The 25,476-nt window shown below is 63.3% G+C and carries 24 protein-coding genes and 1 pseudogene; 11 read left to right on the forward strand and 14 right to left on the reverse strand.

Translation table 11 applies throughout. The features are described 5' to 3' along the window. Positions 1-214: 214 nt before the first annotated feature. Complete coding sequence (locus AC0QUY_RS32825) at positions 215-1,474, reverse strand: FAD-dependent oxidoreductase (protein WP_475390231.1); 1,260 nt, start codon at positions 1,472-1,474, stop codon at positions 215-217. 416 nt (positions 1,475-1,890) lie between these two features. Here AC0QUY_RS32825 and AC0QUY_RS32830 point away from each other — a divergent pair, with 416 nt between their 5' ends. From AC0QUY_RS32830 to AC0QUY_RS32855, 6 genes are all read left to right on the forward strand, one after another. Beyond that, entirely contained in the window at positions 1,891-2,853 is a 963-nt protein-coding gene (locus tag AC0QUY_RS32830) for a LysR family transcriptional regulator (RefSeq protein WP_475390232.1), read from the forward strand. Between the two features lie 103 nt (positions 2,854-2,956). Beyond that, positions 2,957-3,808, forward strand: a complete 852-nt coding sequence (locus AC0QUY_RS32835) for an amino acid ABC transporter substrate-binding protein (RefSeq protein WP_475390277.1) — start codon at positions 2,957-2,959, stop codon at positions 3,806-3,808. Positions 3,809-3,886: 78 nt separating this feature from the next. Further along, positions 3,887-4,618 (forward strand): amino acid ABC transporter permease, encoded by a 732-nt coding sequence (locus AC0QUY_RS32840; protein ID WP_475390233.1) that lies wholly within the window; start codon positions 3,887-3,889, stop codon positions 4,616-4,618. A 2-nt stretch (positions 4,619-4,620) separates the two neighbouring features. Then, entirely contained in the window at positions 4,621-5,313 is a 693-nt protein-coding gene (locus AC0QUY_RS32845; protein WP_161849840.1) for an amino acid ABC transporter permease, read from the forward strand. An 88-nt stretch (positions 5,314-5,401) separates the two neighbouring features. Further along, positions 5,402-6,133, forward strand: a complete 732-nt coding sequence (locus tag AC0QUY_RS32850; RefSeq protein ID WP_475390234.1) for an amino acid ABC transporter ATP-binding protein — start codon at positions 5,402-5,404, stop codon at positions 6,131-6,133. 166 nt (positions 6,134-6,299) lie between these two features. Next, positions 6,300-7,157, forward strand: a complete 858-nt coding sequence (locus AC0QUY_RS32855; RefSeq protein ID WP_475390235.1) for a D-amino-acid transaminase — start codon at positions 6,300-6,302, stop codon at positions 7,155-7,157. A 174-nt stretch (positions 7,158-7,331) separates the two neighbouring features. Here the strand turns inward: AC0QUY_RS32855 and AC0QUY_RS32860 are convergent, their stop codons facing one another. Further along, a complete protein-coding gene (locus AC0QUY_RS32860) occupies positions 7,332-7,745 on the reverse strand; it encodes a cupin domain-containing protein (RefSeq protein ID WP_475390236.1) in 414 nt (137 codons plus the stop codon). A 13-nt stretch (positions 7,746-7,758) separates the two neighbouring features. Beyond that, the gene (locus tag AC0QUY_RS32865; protein WP_475390237.1) at positions 7,759-8,220 is read right to left on the reverse strand and encodes a carboxymuconolactone decarboxylase family protein; all 462 of its coding nucleotides are present in this window, start codon (positions 8,218-8,220) and stop codon (positions 7,759-7,761) included. Positions 8,221-8,393: 173 nt separating this feature from the next. On the opposite strand from AC0QUY_RS32865, the gene AC0QUY_RS32870 reads away from it, so the two are divergent. The 3 genes from AC0QUY_RS32870 (at position 8,394) to AC0QUY_RS32880 (ending at position 10,157) form a co-directional block, all read left to right on the forward strand. After that, positions 8,394-8,723 (forward strand): tripartite tricarboxylate transporter substrate-binding protein, encoded by a 330-nt coding sequence (locus AC0QUY_RS32870; protein WP_475390238.1) that lies wholly within the window; start codon positions 8,394-8,396, stop codon positions 8,721-8,723. Positions 8,724-8,812: 89 nt separating this feature from the next. After that, a complete protein-coding gene (locus AC0QUY_RS32875; protein WP_475390278.1) occupies positions 8,813-9,370 on the forward strand; it encodes a tripartite tricarboxylate transporter substrate-binding protein in 558 nt (185 codons plus the stop codon). A gap of 52 nt (positions 9,371-9,422) precedes the next feature. Next, on the forward strand, positions 9,423-10,157 hold the full coding sequence (locus AC0QUY_RS32880) for a helix-turn-helix transcriptional regulator (protein ID WP_475390239.1): 735 nt from the start codon (positions 9,423-9,425) through the stop codon (positions 10,155-10,157). A gap of 73 nt (positions 10,158-10,230) precedes the next feature. Here AC0QUY_RS32880 and iaaH read toward each other — a convergent pair whose 3' ends face one another. From iaaH to AC0QUY_RS32900, 4 genes are all read right to left on the reverse strand, one after another. Beyond that, positions 10,231-11,658 (reverse strand): indoleacetamide hydrolase, encoded by a 1,428-nt coding sequence (iaaH, locus tag AC0QUY_RS32885; protein WP_475390279.1) that lies wholly within the window; start codon positions 11,656-11,658, stop codon positions 10,231-10,233. Between the two features lie 345 nt (positions 11,659-12,003). After that, positions 12,004-12,789, reverse strand: coding sequence for a fumarylacetoacetate hydrolase family protein (locus AC0QUY_RS32890; RefSeq protein WP_475390240.1), 786 nt, complete (start codon positions 12,787-12,789; stop codon positions 12,004-12,006). 14 nt (positions 12,790-12,803) lie between these two features. Then, positions 12,804-14,171, reverse strand: coding sequence for an LLM class flavin-dependent oxidoreductase (locus AC0QUY_RS32895; RefSeq protein WP_475390241.1), 1,368 nt, complete (start codon positions 14,169-14,171; stop codon positions 12,804-12,806). 31 nt (positions 14,172-14,202) lie between these two features. Further along, a complete protein-coding gene (locus AC0QUY_RS32900) occupies positions 14,203-15,255 on the reverse strand; it encodes an Ldh family oxidoreductase (protein ID WP_475390242.1) in 1,053 nt (350 codons plus the stop codon). 353 nt (positions 15,256-15,608) lie between these two features. Between AC0QUY_RS32900 and AC0QUY_RS32905 the strand changes: the two are divergent. Next, positions 15,609-18,160 (forward strand): annotated as a pseudogene (locus AC0QUY_RS32905) (bifunctional diguanylate cyclase/phosphodiesterase). On the opposite strand, the gene AC0QUY_RS32910 reads toward AC0QUY_RS32905, so the two are convergent. From AC0QUY_RS32910 to AC0QUY_RS32920, 3 genes are all read right to left on the reverse strand, one after another. Next, positions 18,134-18,475: a hypothetical protein gene (locus tag AC0QUY_RS32910; RefSeq protein WP_475390243.1), complete on the reverse strand. Its 342-nt coding sequence runs from the start codon at positions 18,473-18,475 to the stop codon at positions 18,134-18,136. The pseudogene AC0QUY_RS32905 and the gene AC0QUY_RS32910 sit on opposite strands and share 27 nt — an antisense overlap. Positions 18,476-18,536: 61 nt before the next feature. After that, positions 18,537-18,776 (reverse strand): DUF2171 domain-containing protein, encoded by a 240-nt coding sequence (locus tag AC0QUY_RS32915; RefSeq protein ID WP_057838047.1) that lies wholly within the window; start codon positions 18,774-18,776, stop codon positions 18,537-18,539. 62 nt (positions 18,777-18,838) lie between these two features. Beyond that, positions 18,839-19,123 (reverse strand): cupin domain-containing protein, encoded by a 285-nt coding sequence (locus AC0QUY_RS32920; RefSeq protein WP_475390244.1) that lies wholly within the window; start codon positions 19,121-19,123, stop codon positions 18,839-18,841. Between the two features lie 218 nt (positions 19,124-19,341). Here AC0QUY_RS32920 and AC0QUY_RS32925 point away from each other — a divergent pair, with 218 nt between their 5' ends. Further along, positions 19,342-19,944 (forward strand): 3-keto-disaccharide hydrolase, encoded by a 603-nt coding sequence (locus AC0QUY_RS32925; protein WP_475390245.1) that lies wholly within the window; start codon positions 19,342-19,344, stop codon positions 19,942-19,944. 216 nt (positions 19,945-20,160) lie between these two features. On the opposite strand, the gene galE is transcribed toward AC0QUY_RS32925, so the two are convergent. The 4 genes from galE to AC0QUY_RS32945 all read right to left on the reverse strand — a co-directional run bounded on the left by galE (position 20,161) and on the right by AC0QUY_RS32945 (position 25,476). Continuing rightward, positions 20,161-21,171, reverse strand: coding sequence for a UDP-glucose 4-epimerase GalE (galE, locus tag AC0QUY_RS32930; RefSeq protein WP_475390246.1), 1,011 nt, complete (start codon positions 21,169-21,171; stop codon positions 20,161-20,163). Continuing rightward, on the reverse strand, positions 21,168-21,992 hold the full coding sequence (locus AC0QUY_RS32935; RefSeq protein ID WP_475390247.1) for a WecB/TagA/CpsF family glycosyltransferase: 825 nt from the start codon (positions 21,990-21,992) through the stop codon (positions 21,168-21,170). Before AC0QUY_RS32935 ends, galE begins: the two co-directional genes overlap by 4 nt. Continuing rightward, on the reverse strand, positions 21,985-24,270 hold the full coding sequence (locus AC0QUY_RS32940) for an exopolysaccharide transport family protein (protein ID WP_475390248.1): 2,286 nt from the start codon (positions 24,268-24,270) through the stop codon (positions 21,985-21,987). The genes AC0QUY_RS32935 and AC0QUY_RS32940 overlap by 8 nt, the downstream gene beginning before the upstream one ends. A gap of 369 nt (positions 24,271-24,639) precedes the next feature. Then, positions 24,640-25,476, reverse strand: a complete 837-nt coding sequence (locus AC0QUY_RS32945) for a class I SAM-dependent methyltransferase (RefSeq protein WP_475390249.1) — start codon at positions 25,474-25,476, stop codon at positions 24,640-24,642.

Here is a 25,476-nt window from a genome sequence, read left to right on the forward strand (position 1 = left end):
CTTCCCTGAAATTGCCCTGGAAGAAAAGCTTGTTGACCGCGGCGGCTGAGGCCGCCCGCGCCGCAGCAGGCTGGAAACGATGTATGCGACAAATGGTCTGCCGCCGGCATCCCGAATTACGGAATTAGATCGCCACTGCACCGTGGGATGTTGGGCAAGATCTGGTGCGGACCGACCTGGACGGTTGGTTCCGCTGGTTCGCAACCTGCGTCCGTCAGGCGGCGCGGCGCAGGGCGAACGCCCCGGCCGCGGTGACCGAGCGCTTGCACTCAATCATGTCAGCCGTCAGCCGCGCGCTGCCGCATGCCAGCGTCCAGCCGAGCATGCCATGGCCTGAATTGATGAAGAGGCCGTCGAGCGGCGACCAGCCGATGATCGGGCGGCTGTCCGGCGTCATCGGACGAAGCCCGCACCAGGGCTCGACGTCACCGGCCGCGTCGATACCAAGCAGCTCGGTGGATGCGCGGCGCAGCACGCCGACGCGCCCTGCATCGATCGTGGTGCCGCGTTCAAGATCGGCGATGCCGGCAACCCTGATGGCGGGGCGGCGATCGCGCGCGAGCGGGGCGAATACCAGCTTGCGCTCCATATCCGTGACGCTGTGCCGGAGCACACGCGCCTCCGGCGCCGGTGAAAGGGTGATGCTGTAGCCTTTGAGCGGATAGATCGGCAGATAGAATCCGCACGCTTTCGCAAATGCCGCCGATGCCGCGCCCATGCACAAAACGAAATAATCCGCCTGCACATGGCCCTGGTTCGTGTCGATGGCCACCAACCGGCCGCCGGATCGAACCGGCCCGCGAACTTCCGTACCGAGTACCCATTCGACGTTGCGTTGCCGTTTCAGTTGGAGCGTGAGGCCCGCACAAAACGCCGCGCAATCCCCGACCTGTTCGGAGGCCGTGAAGATTCCGCCCGCGAGTTCGCCGGCATCAAGTCTGAGCGCAGGCTCGAGCGAAAGGCATTCCGCCGGCGTCAATGCCTGTTGGCCATCCTCGCCGGCATTCGCGGTGATCGCGCGCCGCGCTGCCTCGAATTCGCCCTGGCGTCGGAACAAGACGAGCTTGCCGGCGGTCCGCAATCCGAACGAGAGCATCAGGCTTTGCGTCAACCGCGCCAGTTCGCTCCGGCTCAAGGCGGCGAGCGCGAGCTGCGCTGCAATGGTCTCGCGCACCGCTGCGGGCCGGCAGGCGAGCAAGAAGCGCAGGCCCCAGGAAATCAACGCGGGATCGAGCCCGGCGCGGATGCGCATCGGCGATTCCGGTGACAGCAGCAGCGACGGCAGCTTCTTCAGGGTTGCCGGCGACGCCAGCGGCGCCACGAACGCGTAAGAGAGCTGGGCGCCATTGGCGGCGCTGGCATCTTTCGCGGTGGAAGCGTGCCGGTCGACGATGATGACGTCGTGCCCGGCCTCGGCAAGGCACCATGCGGTCGTCAGTCCGATGACGCCGGCGCCCAGTACACAGATTTTCATCTCTAGGTCTCATCCAAGGTGATCGTCCGATCAGAACGCGAGAACCGATCGGGCGAAGGGTTGTCACCCACCAGGTTTAAGCCGTCCGAACGCCGCCATCGATGCCAAGTCTGCATGATGCAAAATTTGCATAACCTGTCGGTGGCGTGGCAGGATAAGGAAGGCGAGGACATTGGAGGCGCATGCGGAACGGCTGAGATGAGCGGGCAAGGAATCAGGGAAATTGCCGCCGAGACGGCGCGGGGCGATGCAAAGCTTGCATTGGTCATGCCGCATCCCGATCCGCTACGTTTGCCGGCATGGGGCATCACATTTCCTATTCTGAACCAGCGCCGGTTGGTGGCCGCTTCGATGCGTTGCCCCAAGGTGGCCATCACGGCGGTGGCGCGGCGATCGCCTGCAAAGCGGGGAGGGTGATGGAGCTTCGCTGGCTGCAGGATTTTCTGATGGTGGCCGAGACCGGCAATTTCACTCGCGCCGCCGAGAAACGGAACACGTCGCAGGCCGCCTTCAGCCGCCGCATCAAGTCGCTCGAAGCCTGGCTCGGCTTCGACCTGATCGACCGCAGCGTCTACCCGACGCAGCTCACGCCGCAAGGCGAGCGCTTTCGCGAACATGCCGGCGAGTTGCTGCGACAGATGCTCGACAGCCGTCTCGAGCTTGGCGGCAAGCCGCTTCACCGCAACGAGCATATCCGCATCGCGCTGCCGTTTGCGATGGCCACAGCGCGGCTGCCGCAATGGTGGCAGGCCTGGTCACAGGAGCGGCGGCTGAGCTGTTCGGTGGTCGTGGGCAACATCCATGATCTCGTCACCTCGCTGGTATCAGACAATGTGGACCTGATGATCTGCTACCATCACGCGCAGCAGCCGATCCATCTCGACCCGGATCGCTACGAACGTGTGCTCCTCGGCACAGAGTTCCTGCGCCCCTATGCCAGCGAAGCGCTGGTGGCGAAGGGCGGCGCGTCGCTGCCTGGGCGAGCGTCACATCCGGTGCCGCTTCTGATGTATTCGCCCGGCGTCTATTTCGCCCGGCTGGTCGATCTCATCCTGGAGAATGCCCCCATTACCGGCGTCCGGGTCATCGAAAGCGATATGTCGGACGTTCTGTGCGGGATGGCGCTCAGCGGACGCGGCGTGGCTTGGTTAACGGAGGGCACGGTTGCGGCTTCGGGCCGGAAGCGGCTGACCCCGATCGGCGGCGACAAATGGGCTTTGCCTTTATCCTTAGTCGCATTTCGCGATCGGACGAATAGCCAGCGGCCGCTAAATCTGTTTTGGTCCGAATTGTGCAGGTATAGTGCCGGGCACGCCGGGGGCGGTCTTGCCAAGACAGGTTCGAGACCGCCGGCCAAACGGCCCGGCAAGTTGAGTTAGGGTGGATGAGCAATCATCTGAAACCTTTAGAGGGAGAAGTTACGTGAAACACCGTCAGATTATCGGCTGTCTGCTCGCGGGTGCATTGTGCACCACCCCGGCAATGGCCCAAGAACTCACCGGGACTCTGAAGAACATCAAGGATACCGGCGCGATCACACTCGGCTTCCGCGACTCGTCGATTCCGTTCTCCTATCTCGACGACAACCAGAAGCCGATCGGCTACGCCATGGACATCTGCTACAAGATCGTCGATGCCGTGAAGAAGGAGCTGAAGCTCGACAAGCTCGAGGTCAAGCTCAATCCGGTGACGTCGTCGACCCGCATTCCGCTGCTTGCCAACGGCACCATCGATCTCGAATGCGGCTCGACCACCAACAATGCCGAGCGCCAGAAGCAGATTTCCTACACCAACACCCACTTCCTGACCGCCAGCCGCTACGTCACCAAGAAGGCGAGCAAGATCAATTCGATCGACGACCTCAAGGGCAAGTCGGTGGTTTCCACCGCCGGCACCACCAACATCAAGCAGCTCACCGAGGCCAACGCCGCGCGCAGCCTCAACGTCAACATCATCCCGGCCAAGGATCACGCCGAGGCATTCCTGATGGTCGAGACCGACCGCGCGGTGGCCTTCGTGATGGACGACATCCTGCTGGCGAGCCTGGTTGCCGGCTCGAAATCGCCGGATGATTACGTGATCTCGAAGGATGCGTTCTCCAAGCCGGAGCCTTACGGCATCATGCTGCGCAAGGACGATCCGGCCTTCAAAAAGGTGGTCGATGCCGCGACCGCCGCGCTCTACACGGGCGGTGAGGCGCAGAAGATCTACGACAAGTGGTTCACGCAGAAGATTCCGCCGAAGGGGCTGAACCTCAACGTTCCGATCAGCTCCGAACTGAAGAACGAGTTTGCCAAGCCGTCGGACTCGCCGGATCCGGATTCGTATAAGTAAACGTTCCCGCGCTCATGCAATGGCCCGGCCATTGCATGAGCGTACTCCTGTGGGACGAATGGCGGACGGTGGGGACCCGTGAACTATAACTGGAACTGGCATATCTTTTTCGAGCAGAACCCGACCGGGGCCGGCACCTATCTCGATATGCTGGTCGCGGGACTGCTGCTGACCATCAAGACGGCGCTGCTGGCCTGGATCATTGCGCTGATCTTTGGCACGATCGTCGGTATCTTGCGCTCGCTGCCGTCGAAGACGGCATCCTGGATCGGCTTTGGCTACGTCGAATTCTTCCGCAACATGCCGCTCTTGGTGCAGCTATTCCTCTGGTTCTTCGTGCTGCCGGAGCTGCTGCCGCGTACCGCAGGGCTGTGGCTGAAGCAGCTTCCCAATGCGCCGTTCTGGACGGCGGCTATCGGGGTTGGCCTGTTCATGTCGGCGCGCGTCGCCGTGCAGCTCGCCGCAGGTATCGCCTCGCTGCCGCGCGGGCAGAGGCAGGCGGCGACCGCGCTCGGCCTGACGACGACGCAGGGCTATCGCTACGTGCTGCTGCCGATGGCATTCCGCATCATCATGCCGCCGCTTACCTCCGAATTCCTCAACACCGTCAAGAATACGTCTGTCGCGATCACCATCGGCCTGATCGAATTGACCGGCCAGGCGCGGGCGATGCAGGAATTCTCGTTCCAGGTGTTCGAGGCCTTCACCGCCGCGACCGTGATGTATCTCGCGATCAACATCATCGTCGTCACCGGCATGCGCTTCCTCGAACGCAGCCTGGCGATCCCCGGCTACATCACGGGGAAATGACGATGTTCGGCAATCTCGATTTCGACGTCATCCGCCGCTCGCTGCCCTATCTGTTCCTCGACGGCATGAGCTTTACGCTGATGCTGACCGGGCTGTCGGCGCTGGGCGGGCTGGTGTTCGGCACGCTGATCGCGCTGATGCGGCTATCCAGCTACAGACTGCTCGGCCGTATCGCCGGGCTCTATGTCGACTTCATGCGCTCGCTGCCGCTGGTGCTGGTGATCTTCTGGTTCTACTTTCTGGTGCCCTATATCGGTCAGTGGCTGACGGGCGCGTCGCGGCCGATCCGCGTCGGCGCGTTCACCTCGTCGCTGGTCACCTTCATCATGTTCGAGGCGGCGTATTTCTCCGAGATCATGCGCGCCGGCATCCAGTCCATCTCCAAAGGACAGCCGGCGGCGGCAAGCGCGCTCGGCCTCACTTACAGCCAGTCCATGCGCTACATCGTGCTGCCGCAGGCGTTCCGGAACATGCTGCCGGTGCTGCTCACGCAGACCATCGTGCTGTTCCAGGATACTTCGCTGGTCTATGTGCTGTCGATCCCGGACTTCCTCGGCGCCGCCAGCAAGGTGGCGCAACGCGACGGCCGGCTGGTCGAGATGTATCTGTTTGCCGCCGCGGTCTATTTCGCGATTTCCTGTGTCGCGTCCTGGGGCGTCCGGCGCCTGCAGGCACGCATTGCTATTGTTCGGTGACGAGCATGATCCGGAAAAGTGGAAGCCGGTTTTCCTCGGGACAAACGCGAAGCGTTTGCCCGGAGATCATGCTCAAAAGGATAGGTTCATGATCGAAATCAGCCACGTCAATAAATGGTACGGGCCGAGCTTCCAGGTGCTGAAGGATTGCACCACCAGCGTCGCCAAGGGCGAGGTGGTGGTGGTCTGCGGCCCGTCGGGCTCGGGCAAGTCGACGCTGATCAAATGCGTCAACGCGCTGGAGCCGTTCCAGGAGGGGCAGATCATCCTTGACGGCATCAAGGTCAACGATCCCAAGACCGATCTGCCAAAACTACGCGCCCGCGTCGGCATGGTGTTCCAGCACTTTGAATTGTTTCCGCATCTGCGCATCATCGAAAACCTGTGCCTGGCGCAGGAGAAGGTGCTGGGCCGCTCGCATGATGAGGCCGTTGCCAAGGGCGACAAGCTGCTGGAGCGCGTCGGGTTGACCGTGCATGCGAACAAATATCCGGCTGAACTGTCCGGCGGCCAGCAGCAGCGTGTGGCGATTGCCCGCGCACTCGCCATGGATCCGATCGCGATGCTGTTCGACGAGCCAACCTCGGCGCTCGATCCGGAAATGATCAGCGAAGTGCTCGACGTCATGGTTGATCTCGCCCATGAGGGCATGACCATGATGGTCGTCACCCACGAAATGGGCTTTGCCAGCAAGGTCGCGCATCGCGTGATCTTCATGGACAAGGGCGAGATCGTCGAGGATGCGCAGAAGACCGATTTCTTCGGCAGTCCGCGCAGCGAACGTGCGCAGAAGTTCTTGTCGAAGATTCTGTCGCATTAGGGCGTAATCGTCATTCCGGGGCGATGCGCAGCATCGAACCCGGAATCTCGAGATTCCGGGTTCGCCTCTTCGAGGCGCCCCGGAATGACGGCGTGAAGACTTGGCCGTCAACAATTTGCATATAGGAATGCCGTCACCGGCATCGCTATCGCCAGGAGACTCTACTTTGGAACAGATCGCTTACGTCAACGGCTCCTTCGTCCCCCTGTCAGAGGCGAAGGTCTCGATCCTCGATCGCGGATTCCTGTTTGCCGATGGCATCTATGAAGTCGCCGCCGTGCTCGACGGCAAGCTGATCGACAACGCCTCGCACCTGGCGCGGCTGGAGCGCTCGGTCGGCGAGATCGAGCTGGCGCTCCCCGAGACCACGGCGCGCATCCAGGAGATCCAGCAGGAGCTGGTCAAGCGCAACAATCTCGTCAACGGCATGGTCTATCTCGAAGTGACGCGCGGCGCCGACACCGGGCGCGATTTTGCGTTTCCCAAAGGCGTCAAGCCGACGCTGATCATGTTCACCTCAACGAAGGACATCGTCAACGCTCCCTCGGCCAAGACCGGCATCAGCGTGATCACGGTGCCCGACCTGCGCTGGGCCCGGCGCGACATCAAGAGCGTGGCGCTGCTGGCACAGGTGCTGGCCAAGCAGGCGGCGGCTGCGGCCGGCGCCGGCGAGGCCTGGATGATCGAGGACGGCAAGGTGACCGAGGGCGGCTCGTCCTCCTGCTTCATCCTCACGCAGGACGACGTGATCGTGACGCGGCAGAACGGCAGCGAAATCCTGCCCGGCTGCACCCGCAAGGCCGTGGTAGCGCTTGCCGAAGAGCGCCAGCTTCGCGTCGAGGAGCGTGCATTTTCGGTCGAGGAGGCGCTGGCCGCCAAGGAAGCTTTCATTACCAGCGCCAGCCTGTTCGTACAGGCGGTGGTGTCGATCGACGGCAAGAAGGTCGCCGACGGCAAGCCCGGCCCGATGACCAATCGGCTCCGCGAGATCTATGTCGAGTTCGCCAAGGCGACGGCGGTTTAGCTCCGCCTGTGTCGTCGCCCGCCTTGTGTGCATTTGCGCGCAGGGGCGGGCGACCCAGTATTCCAGAGGCGATCGTGCTTGAGCCGAGAGGCCGCGGCGTACTGGATGCCCCTGCATTCGCGGGGCATGACAGCGAGGGATGTGGAGCGGGGGTCGTCGCTACCACACCACCCCTCACTTCTTCCCGAACGTCGTTAGTTGCGCGCCGTCATCGGCGACGAAAATCGCGAGCAGGCTTGCCGGCTCCGTCGTGCTCGCATTCTCGCTCACCAGATGCTCGCTGCCGGGAGGCTCGAAGAAGGCCTCGCCGGCCTTGTACACCCTGGCCGGTCCGGTTGCCGAATTCTCCGAGCGGATGCTGCCCGTCAGCACATAGGCCATCACGCTGCCGGCGTGATGATGACTGGCGGACTTGCCGCCGGGCGCGTAGTTCACCAATACGGTGGTCAGGCTTTTGCCGGGGACGTTCGGCAGCTTTTCCGAACGCACGGGCGTCACCTTGTCGCCCTCGGCATGCGCGGCCGGCATGGGGCCAGTGACCAGCGCGAGCAGGGCGATTGCCGCCATGCCGCAAATCAATCGTGTCATGCGATTCTCCTTTTCACGCCACTGCTGCCTTCGCCTTCATCGGGTGAACCGCGCGGAAGGAAATCGCGATCCTGTTCCAGGCGTTGATGGCCCCGATCAGCATGGTGAGATTGACCATCTCCGCTTCCGAGAAATGGGCGCGGAGCTCTTCGTAGAGATCGTCGGGGGCGTGTGTCTCGGCGATCAGCGTCACCGCGTCGGTCCACGCCAGCGCGGCGCGTTCGCGGTCGGTATAGAGCGGCGACTCATGCCAGGCGCTCAGCAAATAGAGCCGCTGTTCGGTCTCGCCGAGCTTGCGGGCATCCTGGGTGTGCATGTTGATGCAATAGGCGCAGCCGTTGATCTGCGAGGCGCGCGTCTTCACCAATTCGATCAGCGACTTTTCGAGCCCTGAGGCGACGATCTGGGTTTCCACCGCGACGAGCGCTTTGATGGTATCGGGCGCGGCCTGGTAATAATTCATCCGGGACTTCATGCTCGTTCTCCTCTCTGGACGCTTTCAATTTGAACGATTGCCCAAGTCTATCCCGATCGGAACGATAGTCACGGTCTGGATCGATGCTGTCCGATACAATAAAGTGATCTGAAGAAAGCCAGGGGAGGCGACGGATGTTTGCGCGCGAGCGGGTGTCGGCGGGAAGCCGTGCGATGCTACTGACTGCGGTCGATCGATGCCGCATCGTCTTCCTGTTCGCGCTCGCTGCACTATTGCTGTTTCTGCTCGGCCACGCCGCTCTCGCCGCCTATCCCGAGCGTGTCATCAAGATCATCGTGCCGTTTGCGCCGGGCGGCGGCACCGACGCCATCGCGCGCGTGCTGGCGCAGGAGATGGCAAAGGATCTCGGCGGCAGCATCATCATCGAGAACAAGCCGGGCGCTGGCACCATCATCGGGGCGCAGGCGGTCGCTTCCGCCGAAGCCGACGGATATACGCTGCTGATGGGATCATTTGCCCATGCGGTCAACCCGAGCCTGTAGGCCAAACTGCCCTTCGATCCGGATAAGGACTTTGCGTCGCGCGTTCGCCCAATATCGTCGTCGTCAACCCGAAGTCGCCGTTTCGTTCCATCGCCGATCTGATCGCGGCGGCGAAAGCCGAGCCCGACAAGATCTCCTACGGCACGTTCGGCACCGGGACCTCCGCGCATCTTGCCGGCGAAATGTTCAAGCGCATGGCCGGCATCAACATGACGATGGTGCCCTACAAAGGCTCCGCGCCGGCGATCACCGATCTGATCGGCGGGCAGACCCAGGTGATGTTCACGACGGTCGCAAGCGCGGCTTCCCTGATCGAGGGCGGCCAGCTGCGCGCGCTGGCGGTGACGACTGCAGAACGCTCGCCCGCCTTTCCGCAATTGCCGACGATCGCCGAGACCGGCCTTGCCGGCTTTGAAGCGGAAACCTGGTACGGCCTGTTTGCGCCGGCGAAAACGCCGCCTGATATCATCGACCGTCTCAACAGGTCGGCGGCGAAAGCCGTGCAGGCCGACGCTTTTAAGAAACTTGGCGTCAACGAGGGCCTCGTTATGATCGCGGCGCCGCCGGAGGAGTTCGGCCGCTACTACCGCAGCGAGGTGGAGCGCTGGCGCAAGGTGATCGAGCAAGCCGGCATCAAGGCCGAGTAGGGCGGCGCGAAGTCGGTTCCCCCGGCCGCGGTTCCCCGCTAGGATGCCCCGCATGTATGTAAGCGCTTCCGAGAGCCGGGTGCTGGCGCGCATCTTCGGGCTGTTGTCCGAGGACCTCAGCGAGCGCGACGTGCGCGAGGCCGTAGGCCATGATCTGCTCGAATTGCTGGAAGCCGATCACTACGCCTCCTTCGTGTGGCAGGATGCGACCGGCCGTTTCGAGAAGGCCGTGTACCTGAACATGGACCCGGCCAACATCGCGGCCTACGACCGCTACTACCAGCAACATGACCCGATCACGCTAAAGCTGCAGGCACGCCGCGAGGCGACGCTGGTCACGCAGGTGATGCCGCAGCGCGACCTGATGCGGACCGAGTTTTTCAACGACTTTCTAGCCCGCGATGGGCTGCATTGGGGTGTCAACGCTTACAGTTTCGTTGGCGGCCGCAACATCGGCGACGTCAGGATCTGGCGCGGCCGGCGGCGCGACAATTTCGATGGCCATACGCTGGAGCTGTTGCGGCTGATCGAGCCAGCCTTTACGGGTGCGCTGGTCCGCGCCGCAGGCGGGGCGGCGACCATTGCGGCGGATGGTTCACCGATCCTCAAACTTTCGGTGCGCGAGTTCGAGATCGCTAGGATGATATCGGACGATCTCAGCGACAAGGAGATCGCGCACCGGCTTCAGGTCGAGATTTCGACGGTCCGCACCCATATCGAGCGCATCTTCGCCAAGCTCGGCGTCCGCCGCCGCAGCGGCGTCGCCAGCCTGTTTGCACGGCATTAGGGCAGGGCCCATCCTACTTTGCATGGGGTTGTTTTCGAGATTTTGAGTCTGGGCCCCGTGGTGCCGTGCCCAGCTAGCGCGACGGCGGCGGTAGCCGGCCGAACAGCTTCTCCATCGCCATGCCGACCGCCAGCAACTTGCGATCGCTCCCCGCGGGACCATCAAGCTCGAGACCGACAGGCAGCCTGCTCGATGCACCCAGCGCGATCGGAAGCTGGATGCCGGGAATGCCGGCATTGCTGCCGGGATCGGTGTTCTGGATGAACAGCAGGAAATTGGCGAGGCTCGACGAGTCAGGATTTGAAGCAATCGCCACCTTCGGCACCGTCGGGAAGGCAATGGCATCGAGCTTGTTCTTGGCGAACGTATCGCGATAGAGCGCCTGCAACGCGGGCCGGGCGGTTTTCAGGGCGGCGTCATAAGCGGGTTTGGCCTCAGTGGCCGTATTGTTCGGTCCCGGCAGCTTGCGCGGAATCACCAGCCCGTCATAGGTGCCCTTCACGTCGGGGCTTGCGATCTCCTTGGCGAGGTTCTCGATGCTGACGCCAGAGCCGCTCTTCTTGAGATAGGCGACCATGTCGTCATAGGCCTCGTACAGCGCGAGCGGAAATCCGACCTGGCCGTTGAGCTCCGCAAGTTTCGGCATTTCGATATCGACCACCGTCACGCCGCTCGCCTTGAGTTTTTCCAGCGCAGCCTTGAATGCGGCCTCGGTGTCGCCATCCAGATTGGCCAGCATTGATTTGTCGACGCCGATGCGCACCTGCTTCAGTTCGGCGGGCGCAATCGCGCCGCCGCCGGCGATGACGCGATCGAGAACCGCCACGTCGGCCAGCGTCGAAGCCATCGGGCCGGCGGTGTCGCGGGTATGTGAGATCGGCGCGATGCCGGCTTGCGGATAACGGCCGACCGTCGGACGCAGCGAGGCGCAACCGTTCAGCGCGCAGGGAACCCTGACCGACCCGCCGGTGTCGGTGCCGAGACCGGCCGTGACGATCCGCGCGCCGACCGCGGCGCCCGTTCCCGAGGACGAGCCGCCAGCAATTTTTGTCGCGTCATAGGCATTGCGCACGCCGGGCTCCGGGCCGGTCTTAAAGCCTCCATTGTAGCCGGAGATGCCGAAGGCGAGCTCATGCATGTTGGTCTTGCCGATGATGATAGCGCCTGCCGCGCGCAGTTTTGCGGCCACCGGCGCATCTTTCTTCGGCACGAACTTTTTCAGCGCCGGCGTTCCGGCCGTGCTCGGAAGACCGGCCACCTCGATATTGTCCTTGATGACGATGGGCACGCCGCCGAGCGGCTTGCATGAACCTTTCTTGCGGCCGGCGTCGAAGGCCTCCGCCGCTTTCATCGCGCCGGCCTCGTCGAGCGTGATGAAGGCGTTGAGATCGGCGTTTGTCTTGGCGCGAGCCAGTGCCGCCGCGGTCAGCGCCTTGCTGGTGACCTTGCCGGCGCAGAGATCGGCTGCGGCCTGGGTGGCGGTGAGTTGATCCAGATCGATCGCCTGTTGGGCTGCCGCTGGGGACGCCGCGGCGAGGACAAGGCTCGTAAGAGCCGAGCCGAGCAGGGTGGAGCTGCGAGCCATGATGATCCTCCGTAAGATAGATACTCGTCCGGACGAACCTTATCTTCTGCTGGTTCCGGCGCCTGTCCTCATTTCTGAGGACGCCGGTCGCTCCCATAGCTCCTTAGGGGGAGAGAAGAGCGAACGCCGGTTCTCTTCACGTCATTGCGAGCGAAGCGAAGCAATCCACGTCTCGGCGCGGGGATAGATGGATTGCTTCGCTGCGCTCGCAATGACGGATGGATATAGTTTCACAGTCTCGCGGGATGAGGGTGGGAGACCTCAAATCTTCTCCTTCACAAACCTGTTTCGCAATGTCCCGATCCCGGTGATGTCGATCTCGACCACGTCGCCGTCCCTGAGGTCGGGCGAGGTGCCGTCGGTTCCCATCCAGATCACGTCGCCCGGCGACAGCGTGAAATATTTGGAGAGTTCGACCAGGAACGGCACGACCCCAAAAATCATGTCGTTGGTGCGGAAGCGGCCGGTCTCCTTGCCGTTGACGCGGATCGCCGTCTCCATTTTGTCGAGGTCGACATCGGTCTCGATCCACGGGCCCATCGGCTTGAAAGTGTCGGCGTTCTTGGAACGCCACAGACTGCGGTCGGCCTTCTGCCAGGTGCGCTCGCTGACATCGTTGCCGATGGTGTAGCCGAACACGCAATCCATCGCATTGGCTTCGGTGAGGTGCTTTGCTTTCTTGCCGATGACGACGACGAGTTCGCCCTCGTAATGAATCTTTTCGGTAGCGCTTGCCGGGATCACCACGTCCTCGTCATGGGCGATCAGCGCGTTCTGTGCGCGATAGCCGATCTCGGGCCGATCAGGCACGTTCGGCACCGTGCCGGCCTTGTCGGCGGCTTCCTTCAGGTGCTTGAGGTAGTTCAGCCCGACGCAATAGAAGGTGCGGGGGATCAGCGGCAACTCGATCTTCACGTCTTTCAGCGCATGAGATTGCGTCCCGCGCTGCCACTCGCCGAACGGATCTCCGTTGACAGCGATCACCTTGCCGTTCTCCACGATGCCCCAGGATGTCTTGCCGGCGGCGGTGAATTTCAGCCAACGCATCGCTCTTCCTTTTCTTATTCGGCCGCAGCCCGCGAACTGGATTTCCAGGCACCAGCCGCAGGCCGCTTCAAGCCGAGATTCTCGCGCAGGGTCTTGCCGGCGTAATCCCGGTGAAACAGCCCGCGGCGCTGCAGTTCCGGCACGACATGCTTGACGAAATCGGCGTAGGAGCCGGGCACGATGGTGGCCGCGATGACAAAGCCGTCGCAGCCGCGCCCGACGAACATCTCCTCCAGCTTGTCCGCTATCTCCTTCGGGCCGCCGACGATGGCATCCTGCACCTGGCCGCGGCCGGAGAAGGTGACGAAGTCGCGCGCGCTGGGATTGGTCTTGCCCGATGCCTTGAGCACACCGTCGCGAATGCCCAAAATGCCCTGCATGCTCTTGAGCTCTTCCGTGGTCAGCGGCTCGTCGAGCGGTTTTGACGCAAAATCGTAGTTGAGCGCTTCCGCGAGCAGCGACAACGCGTCGATCTGCAGCGGCAGCTTGTTGATGACCGCCATCTTGTCCTCGGCCTCGGCCTTGGTCGCGCCGCAGACCGGCGTGGTGAGGTTGCAGAGGAACATCTGGTCGGGGTCGCGGCCGGCCTTTGCCGCTTCGTTGCGCACGGCCGCATAGCCTTCCTTGGCGGCGGTGACGTTGCGCGCTGCCGTGAAGATCACCTCGCCCCATCGTCCCGCAAAGCGCTGGCCGCGGCCGGACGCACCGGCCTGGATGATGACGGGATGGCCCTGCGCCGAGCGCGGCACCGTGAACGGCCCGCGCGACTTGAAGAACGCGCCGTTGTGATCGAGCCGCTTCACCTTGGCCGGATCGGCAAAACGGCCGCTTTCCTTGTCCATGATCAGCGAGCCGTCTTCCCAGCTATCCCAATGACCGAGCACGACTTCCATGAACTCGTCGGCGCGATCGTAGCGGAAGTCATGTTCGAGATGGGCGTCCTTGCCCATGTTCTGGGCCTCGCCGTCATTGAGCGAGGTGACGACATTCCAGCCCGCGCGTCCGCCCGACATCAGGTCGAGAGTTGCGAAGCGGCGCGCAACGTCGAACGGCTCGTAATAGGTAGTGGAGCAGGTCGATCCCAGCCCGAGCTTCTCGGTGACCATGCCCATCGCGGTCAGCACGATCAGCGGATCCATCTTCACGCAGCGGATGCCGTATTCGACGGTGTGGGCGTGATCGTTGCCGTAGCGGTCCGGCATCGCGAGGCGGTCGTCGAAGAACGCCATGTGGAACTTGCCGGCTTCGAGAATCCGGGCGATCTCCTGGTAGTAGTCGGCCGACATCGAATCGTCGCGCGATTCCGGGTGCCGCCACGAACTCGGCAGGTTGGTGCAGTTCTGCGCTTGCAAAAATCCCACCAGCGCCATTTGCCGTGTCATGCCGTTCTCCTTGCGCGGGCCGGTGTGGATTTCATTTCAGGTCGAGTTCGGCGGCGAGCTTGTAGTCGGTGGCGAGCGCCTTCAGCCTGTCCCAGGTGGCGTCCTCGACCTCGATACCGTCGCGCCGGCGCTGCTGTTCGCGGATGTGCTCGATCTCGCCGGGATAGAACACGCCGGGAGAGCCTTCCGACGGCGGGGTCGATTTAAGATAGCGCGCGAATTCGCCGACTTCCTTCTCGAAATCCTTCAGGGGGCGGAACGCCCCGACATTGAACACCGCCATGAAACATCCGTCATTGTGCCGGCCGGTCGGCTCGACGCCAAAGCCTAAACCCGTGAGCAGGCCACACAGCACTTCCACCATCGCGGCCAGCCCGCTTCCCTTGTAGCCCTCGCTGCCGCCGAGCGGCAGCAGCGCGCCGCCCTTGCGATACTGCGAGGGATCGGTGGTGTGCCGTCCCTCGGCGTCGATGATCCAGCCTTGCGGGATTTGTTCGCCACGCGCGACCGACAGCGCGATCTTTCCCGCCGCCACCGCCGAGGTCGCCATGTCCAAATAGAACGGCGCCTCGAGATCGGACGGCACCGCAATCGAGATCGGATTGGTGCCGAGCCGTGCCTCACGGCCGCCGAACGGCGCGACATATTTTGGCGAGCGGCCGGAATCGGCGGCCGCAATGCCGATCATGCCGGCCCGCATCGCCATCAGGGGATAGGCGGCGAGCCGCCCGACATGGCTCTGCCGGAACACGGTGCAGGCGGCGACATTGGCGGTCTTGGCCTTTTCGATCGTCAGCGCCATCGCCTTGGCGTTGACGTGAAAGCCGAAGCCCCAATGGCCGTCGATCACGGTCGTAGTCGGCGATTCCTGGACGATGGTCCATTTGGCGCCGGGCACGATATGGCCGGTCTTGATGCGGTCGATATAGGTCGGGATCGCGATCACGCCGTGCGAGTCGTGGCCGGCGAGATTGGCGTTGACGCAGCCGACAGCTACCGCATCGGCTTCCTCCTCCGACGCCCCGGCGGCCCTGAGCAGCGCCGCGCCGATGCGCGTGAGACGGTCGGCCTGGACCATCGGCATGGCAATTTCCTCTACCACTAACGCCCGCGCGGACGGCGGGTCTTGCTTGACGCCGGCATGCTCTCAAAGCGGCGGCGGCAGGGCAAGCGTGGAAATATCCTGTTAGCCATGCTGCGGGCACGGCTCTGGCGTGCCGGGGATTTCCATTCCAGGAAAATTCGACCGATGCCGGCCGGCGGTATGGCTGACAAATCGTGAAAGTACCGTAGTTCTCCTGAGCGGCGCCAATTGCCGTTGGTCTGACATTTACTCTGATTGGCAACGGCAAGTCGCCGATAACGAGCATTTAGGCCTGCTACACGCATAAAATCCGTTGGGGGCAGCCCGGCGCTGCCGGCAGGAGCTTGGGGACGGTGAAGACCGATATCGCGCGCACGCTCGCGGCGTTGAATGCGACCAACGAAGCGATTCTGTACGCCAAATCGCCCGAAGAATTGTACGCCAAGGTCTGCGAAGCCGCGTTCTCGGTTGGCGACTTCCTGGCCGTCGCAGTTTTCCTGCTGGAACCTGAAACCAATCTTCTGCGTTTCGCCGCCGGTTGCGGCGATGACGTGCCCCGTCTGCGCAGCATCAACATTTCCGTCGTGGCCGATACACCGGAAGGATCCGGAGTCTCAGGGCATGCATTCCGCAACCAGCGCGTATGCGTCAGCAATGACTTCCTGAACGACACGCGCTCGCTACCCTGGCGCGACGGCGCCAAGGCTAACCAGGTCGGCGCGGCAGCTGCGCTGCCGCTGATCTGCAACGGCCAGAGCGTCGGCGTGCTGCTGGTCTCGCGGCGCGAGGCGCACTCGATCGACGATCAACTCGTCGCGATGCTGGAGCGTGTGTCGGCCAACATTTCGTTTGCGCTCGACAATTTCGACCATGAAGCCGCGCGCAAGAACGGCGAGCGCACCACGCGGCGCCTGAACCGGATGTTCGGCGCCATCAGCGCGACCAACGAAGCCATTCTTCGCGCCAAGACCGAACAGGAACTCTATCAGCGCGTCTGCGATGCCGCGGTTCACAGCGGCGCATGCTGGCGGCGCTCAGCGCGACCAACGAGGCGATCATCCGTGCCTCGTCGCGGCCGGAACTGTTCGAACTAGTATGCGAAGCGGCGGCGACGGGTGGCAAGTTTACCTTGACCTCCATCGCGTTGGTAAAGCCTGACAGCGATCTTCTCGATGTCGTGGCTGCCGCCGGTCCGACCGCCACTAGCGCCCGCCAGGCAACGCTTTCGACCAGCGAGACGCGACCGGAGGGACGTGGGCTGTGCGGCCAGGCGATACGATCGCAGCGCGTCTGCATCATGAACGATTACCTCGCTGATGCGCGCGCCGCGGTGTTTCACGGTACAGCGCGCACGGACGGTACGAATTCAGGTGCGTCGTTCCCCTTGTTGGTGCAGGGCCAAGTAGTCGGCGTAATGTCTTTCATGTCGCGCGAAAAGGATACGTTCACGCCCGAGTTTGCGGAGCTGCTGCAGCGGCTGGTCGACAACGTGTCGTTCGCGCTGGAAAATTTCGATCGCGCCGATGAAAAGACCCGCGCCGACGAGCGGATCGAGTATCTGGCGTCGCACGACAGCCTGACCAACCTGCCGAACCGCGAAATGTTCAACGGCATGCTCCGCCGCGCGATCGATGCGGCCGCGCGCTACCAGCGGCAATTCGCGCTACTGTTCATCGACCTCGACAGGTTCAAGGTCATCAACGACTCGCTGGGCCATGACGCCGGCGACATGCTGCTGGTGGAGATCGGCGGCAGGCTGCGCCGCGCGCTGCGTTCGAGCGATGTGGTGGCGCGGCTCGGCGGCGATGAGTTCGTGGTCATTCTGGAGGAATCGGCCGAGCGAAACGAGGTCGAGCGCATTGCCGGCGAACTGCTCTCCGTGCTCAGCCAGCCACTGCAGCTCAGCGGCCATGAATGCCACACCACCGCCTCGATCGGGATCGCGATGTATCCGTCCGACGGCACCGACATCCAGACGCTGACCAAGAATGCCGACATGGCGATGTACCTCGCCAAGGAGGACGGTAAGAACGGCTTCCGCTTCTTCACCAAGGAATTCAAGACGCAGTCGATCGAGCGCCTGACGCTGGAAAGCGCCCTGCGCCGCGCGCTGGAACGCAAACAGTTCTCGCTGCACTATCAGCCCAAGGTCGACATGGCGAGCGGCCAGATCACCGGTGTCGAGGCGCTGCTGCGCTGGATCCATCCCGAGCTCGGCACCGTCTCCCCGGGCCAATTCATCCCGCTGGCCGAGGAAACCGGGCTGATCGTCCCGATCGGCCGCTGGGTGCTCAAGGAAGCCTGCGCGCAGAACATGGCCTGGCAGCGCCGCGGCTTGCGGCCGGTGACGATGGCGGTCAACCTGTCGCCGCGGCAATTCGCCGATTCCCATCTGTTGCGCGACGTCGACGAGGCGCTTCTGGCAAGCGGCATGTCGCCGGTGCTGCTGCAGCTCGAAGTCACCGAAAGCATGGTGATGCGGAACGTCTCGCGCGCGATCAAGGTGCTCGACGCGATCCAGAGCCGCGGCATTCGCCTTGCCATCGACGATTTCGGCACCGGCTATTCGTCGATGTCGCTGATGAAGCAATTCCCGATCGACACCATCAAGATCGACCGCTCCTTCGTGCGCGACCTGCCGGTCGATTCCGAAGACCAGGCCATTGCGCAGGCGATCATCAGCATGGGCAAGGCGCTGGGCATGACGGTCATTGCCGAGGGTGTCGAGACCGTCGAGCAGGAGACCTTCCTGCGCAACCATGCCTGCGACGAAATGCAGGGTTATCTGTTCTCCAAGCCGCTGCCGGCAAAGCAGATGGCTGATCTGCTCCGAGCCGAACCGCGGCTTGCCTCGCCGCCGTTGCAGCCAGAAGCCGGGTCAGGGCTGAAAAGCGCTGTCGTCTGACGGCTGCGGGTGCAGCTCACGGACCGTCGGGTCCGGGATGTCGTTCTTGCGGGGAAAGTCGTACGGCCAAGGCAGCGACGTCTGTCCCGCAAAGGCCTGCAGGAAGATTTCTGCCCCCGCCGCATACGTCGCCTGATCGGGCAGGCCGAGCTCGGTGCACCATTCGGGCGGCAGGGATAGCGGCGCGTGGCGCAACTGTATCGCGGGTCCCCACCACCACGCCGGAGCGGGCGACCGTTCCGCTTCGGGAACGGCCCGCCAGCGCGCATATTCGCCGATCATGCGCTCGAATTGCAGTCGCGCCGCTGGATGCATTTCATCTCCTGAAACCGGATGATAGCCGCATCCTTGCGCCGCGCAAATGCGTGTCAGCCGGCTACTGCCGGCCATGCTGCCAGTGCGAAGTCACGTCCGCGCCTGACTTGTTGAGGTGGACATGCTGATCGACATGGTCGACCCATGACACCGGAATGAAGTGGTGGTGCTGTCCGTCGGGCGAACTCTGCTTGGTCAACTTGATCTTGTCGGTTCCTTCCATGTGGTCGACCTTGCCGACCGTCTTCTTGTCCGACGAGATGACGTCCATGTGTTCCTTGATCTGTTCGGTAACAGCCATGTTTCATATCCGTAGAATGGTTGGGAACATGAAACGCGCCGTCGTCGAAATGGTTGCTGCGGTTATTTCTCTTCCGCCGCCGTCGAGGTCGCCGGACCTTCGCCCATGATCAGCAGCACGGCGTCCTCATCCTTGGCGCCGTCCCAGTGCACCTGCTTGCCGAAATGCGTGACGAAACTGCCGGCCGGCATCGGCGTCGTATTGGCCGGATCGAATTTCGGTCCCGAGCCGACCCACCACGTACCCTGCAGCACGACGATGTAGCGATCGTTGGGATGGAAATGCGGACGGCTGGTCATCGTCAGCAGCGTCGCGAGGTATCGCCCAGGTCGCCTTGCCAGCTTCATGGATTCCTCCCTCGATCGGCTTTTTAGCTGTCCGTCCACGCTAGCCGGTCCTGTTCTTGGGACACAAGGCGTGCTTCTGCATGCGTGACCGGCGGCTGCGATACGCACGGTACGCACGGTACGCACAACGCAGCTGCAGCATGAAAAACGGATTTACGCCCGAAATTGTGATGCTAGGTTGCCGCCCAACCAAGAGCAGCCATGGGAGGGTTACGTTCATGAAGCGTTTGTCGGTACTTGCGGCCGGTCTGTTGGTCGGCGCCGCCGCTATGCAATTTTCCAGCGTGGCGTCCGGCCAGAGCGACGGCTGGGTGACGCTCCTCGACGGCACCAAGATGGGTGACTGGACCGAGGTCGGCAAAGCCAATTGGGCGATGAAGGACGGCGCGCTGGTCGCGGACAAGATCACCGAGGGCAAGGATCCGTCCTATCTCGTCAGCAAGCAATCTTACAAAGACTTCGAGATGAAGGTCGAGTTCTGGGCCGACGATGACGCCAACAGCGGAATCTTCATTCGCTGCGACCAGTCGGCCAAGATCGACGCCAAGATCTGCTACGAGGTCAACATCTTTGACAAGCGGCCCGATCCGACCTACGGCACCGGCGCGATCGTCGATGTCGCCAAGGTCGACCCGATGCCGAAGGCGGGCGGCAAATGGAACACTTACGAAATCACGGCCAAGGGCCCTCAGCTCGTCGTCGTGTTCAACGGCCAGAAGACCGTTGATGTCCAGGACTCAAAACACGCCAGCGGCCCGTTCGCGCTGCAATACGGTTCTGGCGTGATCAAGTTCCGCAAGGTCCAGATCAAGTCGTTGTAAGCCGCCGCTCGCTCAGTCTGCGCGGCGCGAGCGCACAAGTTTCCGCATCGTCATGGCCGGGCTTGTCCCGGCCATCCACGTCTTTGTTGCTGCAACATAGGAAGACATGGATGCCCGGGACAAGCCCGGGCATGACAAGCTTGTGGATCAACCGTCCTTATCGGGGGACGCGCTGCATCGGACCGCCGACGCTCAGGGGACCACGGCTGCCTCGCCTCAATCGCGACCAGGACCGATTGTCTTCAACGGATGCGCCGTCTTGTGCCATGCCCAGGCGGTGCGAATGATCGTCGCAAGATCCGAATGAACGGGATTGAAGTTCAGCGTCGCGCGTGCAGCGGAGGGATCGGCGACCAGATAGGTCGGGTCACCGGCGCGGCGCGGCTTGACGACATGCGGGACTTCGCGACCGGTCTCGGCCGCAATCGCCGCGAGGATCTCGCGCACCGAAAAACCGTTGCCGGTACCGAGATTGAAGGCGCCGCCGGAATGTCCCTCGAGCAGCAGCCTTAGCGCCAGCACATGGGCGGCCGCCAGATCGGTTACGTGGATGTAGTCGCGGATCGCCGTCCCGTCCGGCGTGTCGTAATCGTCGCCGAATACGGCGAAATCAGGCACGTGCCCCTGCAGCGCCATCATCGCGCGGGGGATCAGATGTGTCTCCACGTCGCGCAACTCGCCGATGCCGCCGGCAGGATCGGCGCCCGCGGCATTGAAGTAGCGCAGCGCGAACGAGCCGAGGCCGTAGGCTGCGCGATAATCCGCCAGCACACGCTCGATCATCCATTTCGAGGCGCCATAGGGGTTGATCGGCAGACAGGGATAATCCTCGCGCAGCGCCTTGCTGTCGGCATTGCCGTAGACCGCGCCGGTCGATGAAAACACCAGGCGATTGCAGCCGGCGTCGCGCATGGCCGCGAGCAGCGACAGCGTGCCGGCGAGATTATTGGCGTAGTATTTCTGCGGATCGGCAACGGACTCGCCGACCAGGCTCGACGCGGCAAAGTGCATGACGGCCACGATGTCGTGCTCGGCAAAGCTCCGCGCCAGCGTCGCCTTGTCGGCGATATCGCCGACGACGAGCGTGCCCGCGGCGAAGCTGCGATGGCCAGTCGAAAGATTGTCATAGGTGACGGGCAGGTAGCCTGCCGTATCCAATGCCCTGCAGCAATGCGAGCCGATATAGCCGGCGCCGCCGGTGACGAGAATGGCTGGACGGTTGCTCATCGATTGCGTGTCCCGTCGATGTCCGCCGATCGGCTCCTGTTCAGCAACAAATAGAGCGCGCGCGGGTTGGTGGTCAGATAACGCCAGAACAGGCGGCGTGGCTCCAGCCAGATGCGCCAGACCCATTCGAGGCCGGCATTCTGCATCCATAGTGGCGCGCGGACGCGGCTGCCCGACAGGAAATTAAACAGCCCGCCCGACGTCTTGATGACGCCGACATTGGAGAGGGCCGGCGTGAACTCCTCGACAAAGGCCTGTTCATAGGGCACGCCGAGCGAAACCCAGAGATAGTCCGGCGCCAGCGCATTGATCTCGGCGACCTTGGCCCGCAGCGCCCCGCCGCGAAGATACCCGTGGCAGCGGCCGATGATCTTGAGTTCGGGATATTGTTTGCGGACGCTGGCGACTGCGGCGGCGTTCTCCGCCTCGTCCGCGCCGAGCAGGTAGAAGGTCAGGCCGGCCGCCTGCGCCTTGCGGGCGACGACGTGGAACAGGTCGGTGGTCGCGACGCGCTCGGGTAGCGGTGTCGTCGATTTGAAGCGCGACACCGTCACCAGCGGCTGGCCGTCGGCGTTGATCAGATCGGCGGCCCGGAACAGCCGGTCGGTCATCGGCTCGGTCGAGCAGCGCGCCAGCACCTCGCCATTGGCCGAGGTCAGGTAGAGCGGACGATCGGCGCGGCGCTGCGGGAACACCATGTCGATCATGAAGTTCGCGGTCTGCTCGAGATCCAGCACGGCAAGTCGCAGCCCGCCCAGCGTGACGCGGGGGATGTTGGCCGTGGCCGCTCGCCCGACGGTATTTACGCGGCGCTCAAGCATATTGCTTGTCTCGCTGCTGGCTGGCCGTCGGGTTGACTTCGCTGAGGACGACACCGACGAGCCTGTGCTCGGTTCCGCCGAGGGCAGCGATGATGTCTTCCATACTGTCGTTGATATCGAGCTGCACCGGCAGGATCGCTACCAGGCCCTCGGCCATGTCGAGCAGTTTGCGATCGGACGGGCTCCACGGCATGGCCGGCCCGTCGAGGATCACGAGGTCATGACCGCCGGCGGAACGCGCCTGCGCAATCGCTTTGCGAATAGCGTTGCTCGCTTTGGCGTCCGTGGCCTCGATAACCGGGAGGATCGAAATTCCGTTCGCGGTCGCGATCGCACGGGGCGGCTTGGTTCCGATGTTAAGCCAGCCGAACCGGCTGGGCTCGGTCTTGTCCAGGTGGCTCACCTTGTTCGACAGCGCGCGTTCCCTGAAATCGGCATCGATCAACAGCACCTTGGCGCCGTCGCGCGCGGCGGCGAGCGCGATGTTCAGCGCGGCGATGCTGCGGGCCTGATCCGGGCTGGCGCCGATCACGGCCATGACAGGCGTTCTTTCGGTACGCCTGGCCAGCGCCGCGCGCATCTCGCGCAAGGCAGTGAGGACGGTCATCAGCGGAAAGCCCGGGCGCAGCGTCGGCCAGCCCAGACGCGTGACGTCCGTAGTGCCGCCGGTCGCCAGGATACTGCCGAGCGTGCGCATCACGTCGACTTCTTGTAGCCGCGCGATCGGCGGCTTTTCGATCAGGCTGACCGCGGGCTGCGGCTGGCGTTCGGCGGCGGGCGGCTCGCTCGCGGCCTCGGGTGCGGCGGGCTGCTCCGAAGCTTCCGACGGCGCCTTGCCCCGGGGCTGAAACGCAGTCGTGCGCGGCATCAACTGGTTGACGGCGACGAACCAGCCGGCGGCGGCTAGCCCGCCCAGGGCGAAGCCGATCATCGCCAGCAGGCTCATGGCTGGCGGGAAGGTGCGCCGCTGCGGCACGGTGGCTTCGCCGATGATGCGGGCGTTCGAGGTGTTGAGGCTCTCCTGCTCCTCGGTCTCGCGCGAGCGCTTCAGGAACGACTGATAGACGTCGCGGCTCGCCTCGACGTCGCGTTCGAGTTCGCGCAGGCGCACCGAGGCCTGGCTCATCTGGACGCTCTGGATCTTCTGGGTTTCCAGCGCCTTGTTGAGCGAGTTCTCGTAGTCGCGGGCGCGGACCAGATCGTTCCTGGCGGCCTGTGCAAAGCGCTCGACTTCCTCGTTGATGGTGCGGCGCAGATCCTGCACCTGCTGCTCCACCTGGCGCAGCGCGGGATGACGCGGTCCGAGTTCGGCTTGCAATTCGGCCTGGCGCTTGCGCGCTTCGGCTTGTTGCGCGCGCAGATTGGCGATTGTGGGCGACTGCAGCGCCTCGGGAATCGCGCCGGCGTCGCTCGACGCCTTGCGGCTGGCTTCGATCTGGTCGAGTTTGGCCTTTGCGTCGAGCGTCAGCGCGCGCGCCGCGGCGAGCCGCTGGTTGCTGGCCGAAAGCTGCTGGTCGCTGATCAGCGTGTCCTGGGTGCCGACGAAATTGTTCTGCGCCTTGTAGACCGCGAGCGTGTTCTCGGCATTGCGAAGCCGCTCCTGCAATTCCTTCAGCCGGCCGGAAAGGTCGCTGGTCGCGCGCCGCGCGGCGGCAGCCTGCGACTGCTTGGATTCGGCGAGATAGGCCTTCGAGATCGCGTTGGCGAGCATCGCCGCCTTGGCCGGCTCATACGACCAGACGTCGATATCGACGATGAAGGTGCGATCGGTCTTCTTGACGTTGATGTGCCGATTGAGCGCTTCCAGCGCGCTCATCTGAATTTGCTTCTGCTGCTCTGGCGTCGGCCGCAGCTCGATCCCGACCAGGCCGAGCAACGATCCGAGCAGACCTTTGGCGTCGCCGCCGCCGAACTCCGGATCCCTTTCCAGGTTGGTATCGCGGATCACCTGTAGCAGCACGTTGTTCGAGGTGATGACGCGCGCCTGGCTCTCCACCACCATCGCAAGGCCGGACATATCCTGGGCGCGGGGCGTCAATTCGCGATCGACCAGCTGCAGTTCGCGGGGATCGACGTAGAGCTGGGCGGAGGCGGTGTATTTCGGCGTCAGGCTCTTGCCGACCGCAACCGCGACGCCGGCGGAAATCAGCGCCGCTGATGCGATCGCGACCTTCCGTTGCCAGAGGAACTGGGCCAGGTCGAGCACGCTGAAGCCGGCCGGCGCGGTCAGCGCGGCGGGCCTGACGTCAGGCTTTATCGGCTGGTCATAGATAAGCATCGACCCCAGCTTCCATTCGAACTGCCGCACGCATCGGCTGAGGGGTTACTCTTCGGGCTACGCCGGGTGCGCTGGAAAAAAGCGCTGAACAAACGCAACAGGGAAAATTAACCATACTCACCAAGGGACTATTCACCGAATTGGCAAACAAAGCGTTTAAGCGCGGGCGCATCGCATCGCCTCCGCCATGGTCAGGGCCGGAACGCCGGGATGCCGCTCGAAGCGCATGCTCGAGCAAAGCGGGCGAGCAACAATAGCGGCTCGGCCGTTCCGTGACGTCGTGGCCGTAGAAAATTAACCATCTATTATTGCTTTGCGCCAGTCGGTGGCTGACCTTCGCCCGTGTCTCTGACAACATCGCGTTCATGGTCAGCGCTTTCGCAGGATGACGTGGTAGTCGCCGTGCCGTACATCGGTGCGGCCGGGCAGGAATAAGTTCATCACGCGCGCGGCGGCATCGACCAGTGCTGCGAAAGCGGGCATGCGCAGCCGCATCTCGGGATAGCGCGGGCTCTCATACTGCTTGCGATAGATCATCTGCAGGCCATGCTGTTCGGCGAACGCTTCCAGGTTGGGAAGCGTGACCAGCGGGTGGAACAACGTCGGGAACGGCGCGTGGCCGGGCAGGCCGGCTTTCTTATCGCCGCGGACATGGCGATAGAACCAGACGTGGAACCAGTGCGGCGAGTATTTGGTGACGACGCCGGACAGTGAGCGCGGGTTCGGTGCGCCGATCAGGATCATGCCGCTCGGCTTCAGCGCTTCGCAGAAATTCAGCAGCGCCGCTTCGACATCGGGCACGTGCTCGATCACGTTGTAGCAGATCACGAGATCGAAGCTGTTGGGCTTGAAGCGATAGGCCTGGATGTCGCCGAGGATTGCCTTGTGCGCATAGTCGTTGTTGCGGATCTGGTCCTCGTCGATGTCGACCACGGTGACGTGGGCGCGATGCAGCACCTTGAGCGGCAGAAAGCTGGTCGAGCCGCCGCCGGCCTCGTAAATCGAGAGTTCGCCTTCAGGCAAGGTCGCTTCGAGAATGCGGTGAACGGTCAAGAGGCTCTGCCGCGCCTCGCCATGCGCCAGCGCGAGCAGCGCCTGCGGATGCTGCACGGTTTCGGGATTGGCGGCTGCACTCTGCGCGTGTCCGATCGTGACCGCCTCGTTCATCGATTTCGTCCATTCTGACGTGGAGGTTGCCTCGTTCAT

The sequence above is a fragment of the Bradyrhizobium sp. WYCCWR15520 genome (assembly GCF_056174665.1).

What these genes read in the sequence shown, in the direction of transcription:
- AC0QUY_RS32935 (WP_475390247.1), bottom strand. Translation starts at nt 21,992, where the DNA reads ATGCTTGAGCGCCGCGTAAATACCGTCGGGCGAGCGGCCACGGCCAAC.
- AC0QUY_RS32945 (WP_475390249.1), bottom strand. Translation starts at nt 25,476, where the DNA reads ATGAACGAGGCAACCTCCACGTCAGAATGGACGAAATCGATGAACGAG.
- AC0QUY_RS32940 (WP_475390248.1), bottom strand. Translation starts at nt 24,270, where the DNA reads ATGCTTATCTATGACCAGCCGATAAAGCCTGACGTCAGGCCCGCCGCG.
- AC0QUY_RS32845 (WP_161849840.1), top strand. Translation starts at nt 4,621, where the DNA reads ATGTTCGGCAATCTCGATTTCGACGTCATCCGCCGCTCGCTGCCCTAT.
- AC0QUY_RS32900 (WP_475390242.1), bottom strand. Translation starts at nt 15,255, where the DNA reads ATGCCGATGGTCCAGGCCGACCGTCTCACGCGCATCGGCGCGGCGCTG.
- AC0QUY_RS32835 (WP_475390277.1), top strand. Translation starts at nt 2,957, where the DNA reads ATGGCCCAAGAACTCACCGGGACTCTGAAGAACATCAAGGATACCGGC.
- AC0QUY_RS32895 (WP_475390241.1), bottom strand. Translation starts at nt 14,171, where the DNA reads ATGACACGGCAAATGGCGCTGGTGGGATTTTTGCAAGCGCAGAACTGC.
- AC0QUY_RS32860 (WP_475390236.1), bottom strand. Translation starts at nt 7,745, where the DNA reads ATGACACGATTGATTTGCGGCATGGCGGCAATCGCCCTGCTCGCGCTG.
- AC0QUY_RS32880 (WP_475390239.1), top strand. Translation starts at nt 9,423, where the DNA reads ATGTATGTAAGCGCTTCCGAGAGCCGGGTGCTGGCGCGCATCTTCGGG.
- AC0QUY_RS32925 (WP_475390245.1), top strand. Translation starts at nt 19,342, where the DNA reads ATGAAGCGTTTGTCGGTACTTGCGGCCGGTCTGTTGGTCGGCGCCGCC.
- AC0QUY_RS32915 (WP_057838047.1), bottom strand. Translation starts at nt 18,776, where the DNA reads ATGGCTGTTACCGAACAGATCAAGGAACACATGGACGTCATCTCGTCG.
- AC0QUY_RS32830 (WP_475390232.1), top strand. Translation starts at nt 1,891, where the DNA reads ATGGAGCTTCGCTGGCTGCAGGATTTTCTGATGGTGGCCGAGACCGGC.
- AC0QUY_RS32910 (WP_475390243.1), bottom strand. Translation starts at nt 18,475, where the DNA reads ATGCATCCAGCGGCGCGACTGCAATTCGAGCGCATGATCGGCGAATAT.
- AC0QUY_RS32850 (WP_475390234.1), top strand. Translation starts at nt 5,402, where the DNA reads ATGATCGAAATCAGCCACGTCAATAAATGGTACGGGCCGAGCTTCCAG.
- AC0QUY_RS32920 (WP_475390244.1), bottom strand. Translation starts at nt 19,123, where the DNA reads ATGAAGCTGGCAAGGCGACCTGGGCGATACCTCGCGACGCTGCTGACG.
- galE (WP_475390246.1), bottom strand. Translation starts at nt 21,171, where the DNA reads ATGAGCAACCGTCCAGCCATTCTCGTCACCGGCGGCGCCGGCTATATC.
- AC0QUY_RS32870 (WP_475390238.1), top strand. Translation starts at nt 8,394, where the DNA reads ATGCTACTGACTGCGGTCGATCGATGCCGCATCGTCTTCCTGTTCGCG.
- AC0QUY_RS32825 (WP_475390231.1), bottom strand. Translation starts at nt 1,474, where the DNA reads ATGAAAATCTGTGTACTGGGCGCCGGCGTCATCGGACTGACGACCGCA.
- AC0QUY_RS32890 (WP_475390240.1), bottom strand. Translation starts at nt 12,789, where the DNA reads ATGCGTTGGCTGAAATTCACCGCCGCCGGCAAGACATCCTGGGGCATC.
- AC0QUY_RS32865 (WP_475390237.1), bottom strand. Translation starts at nt 8,220, where the DNA reads ATGAAGTCCCGGATGAATTATTACCAGGCCGCGCCCGATACCATCAAA.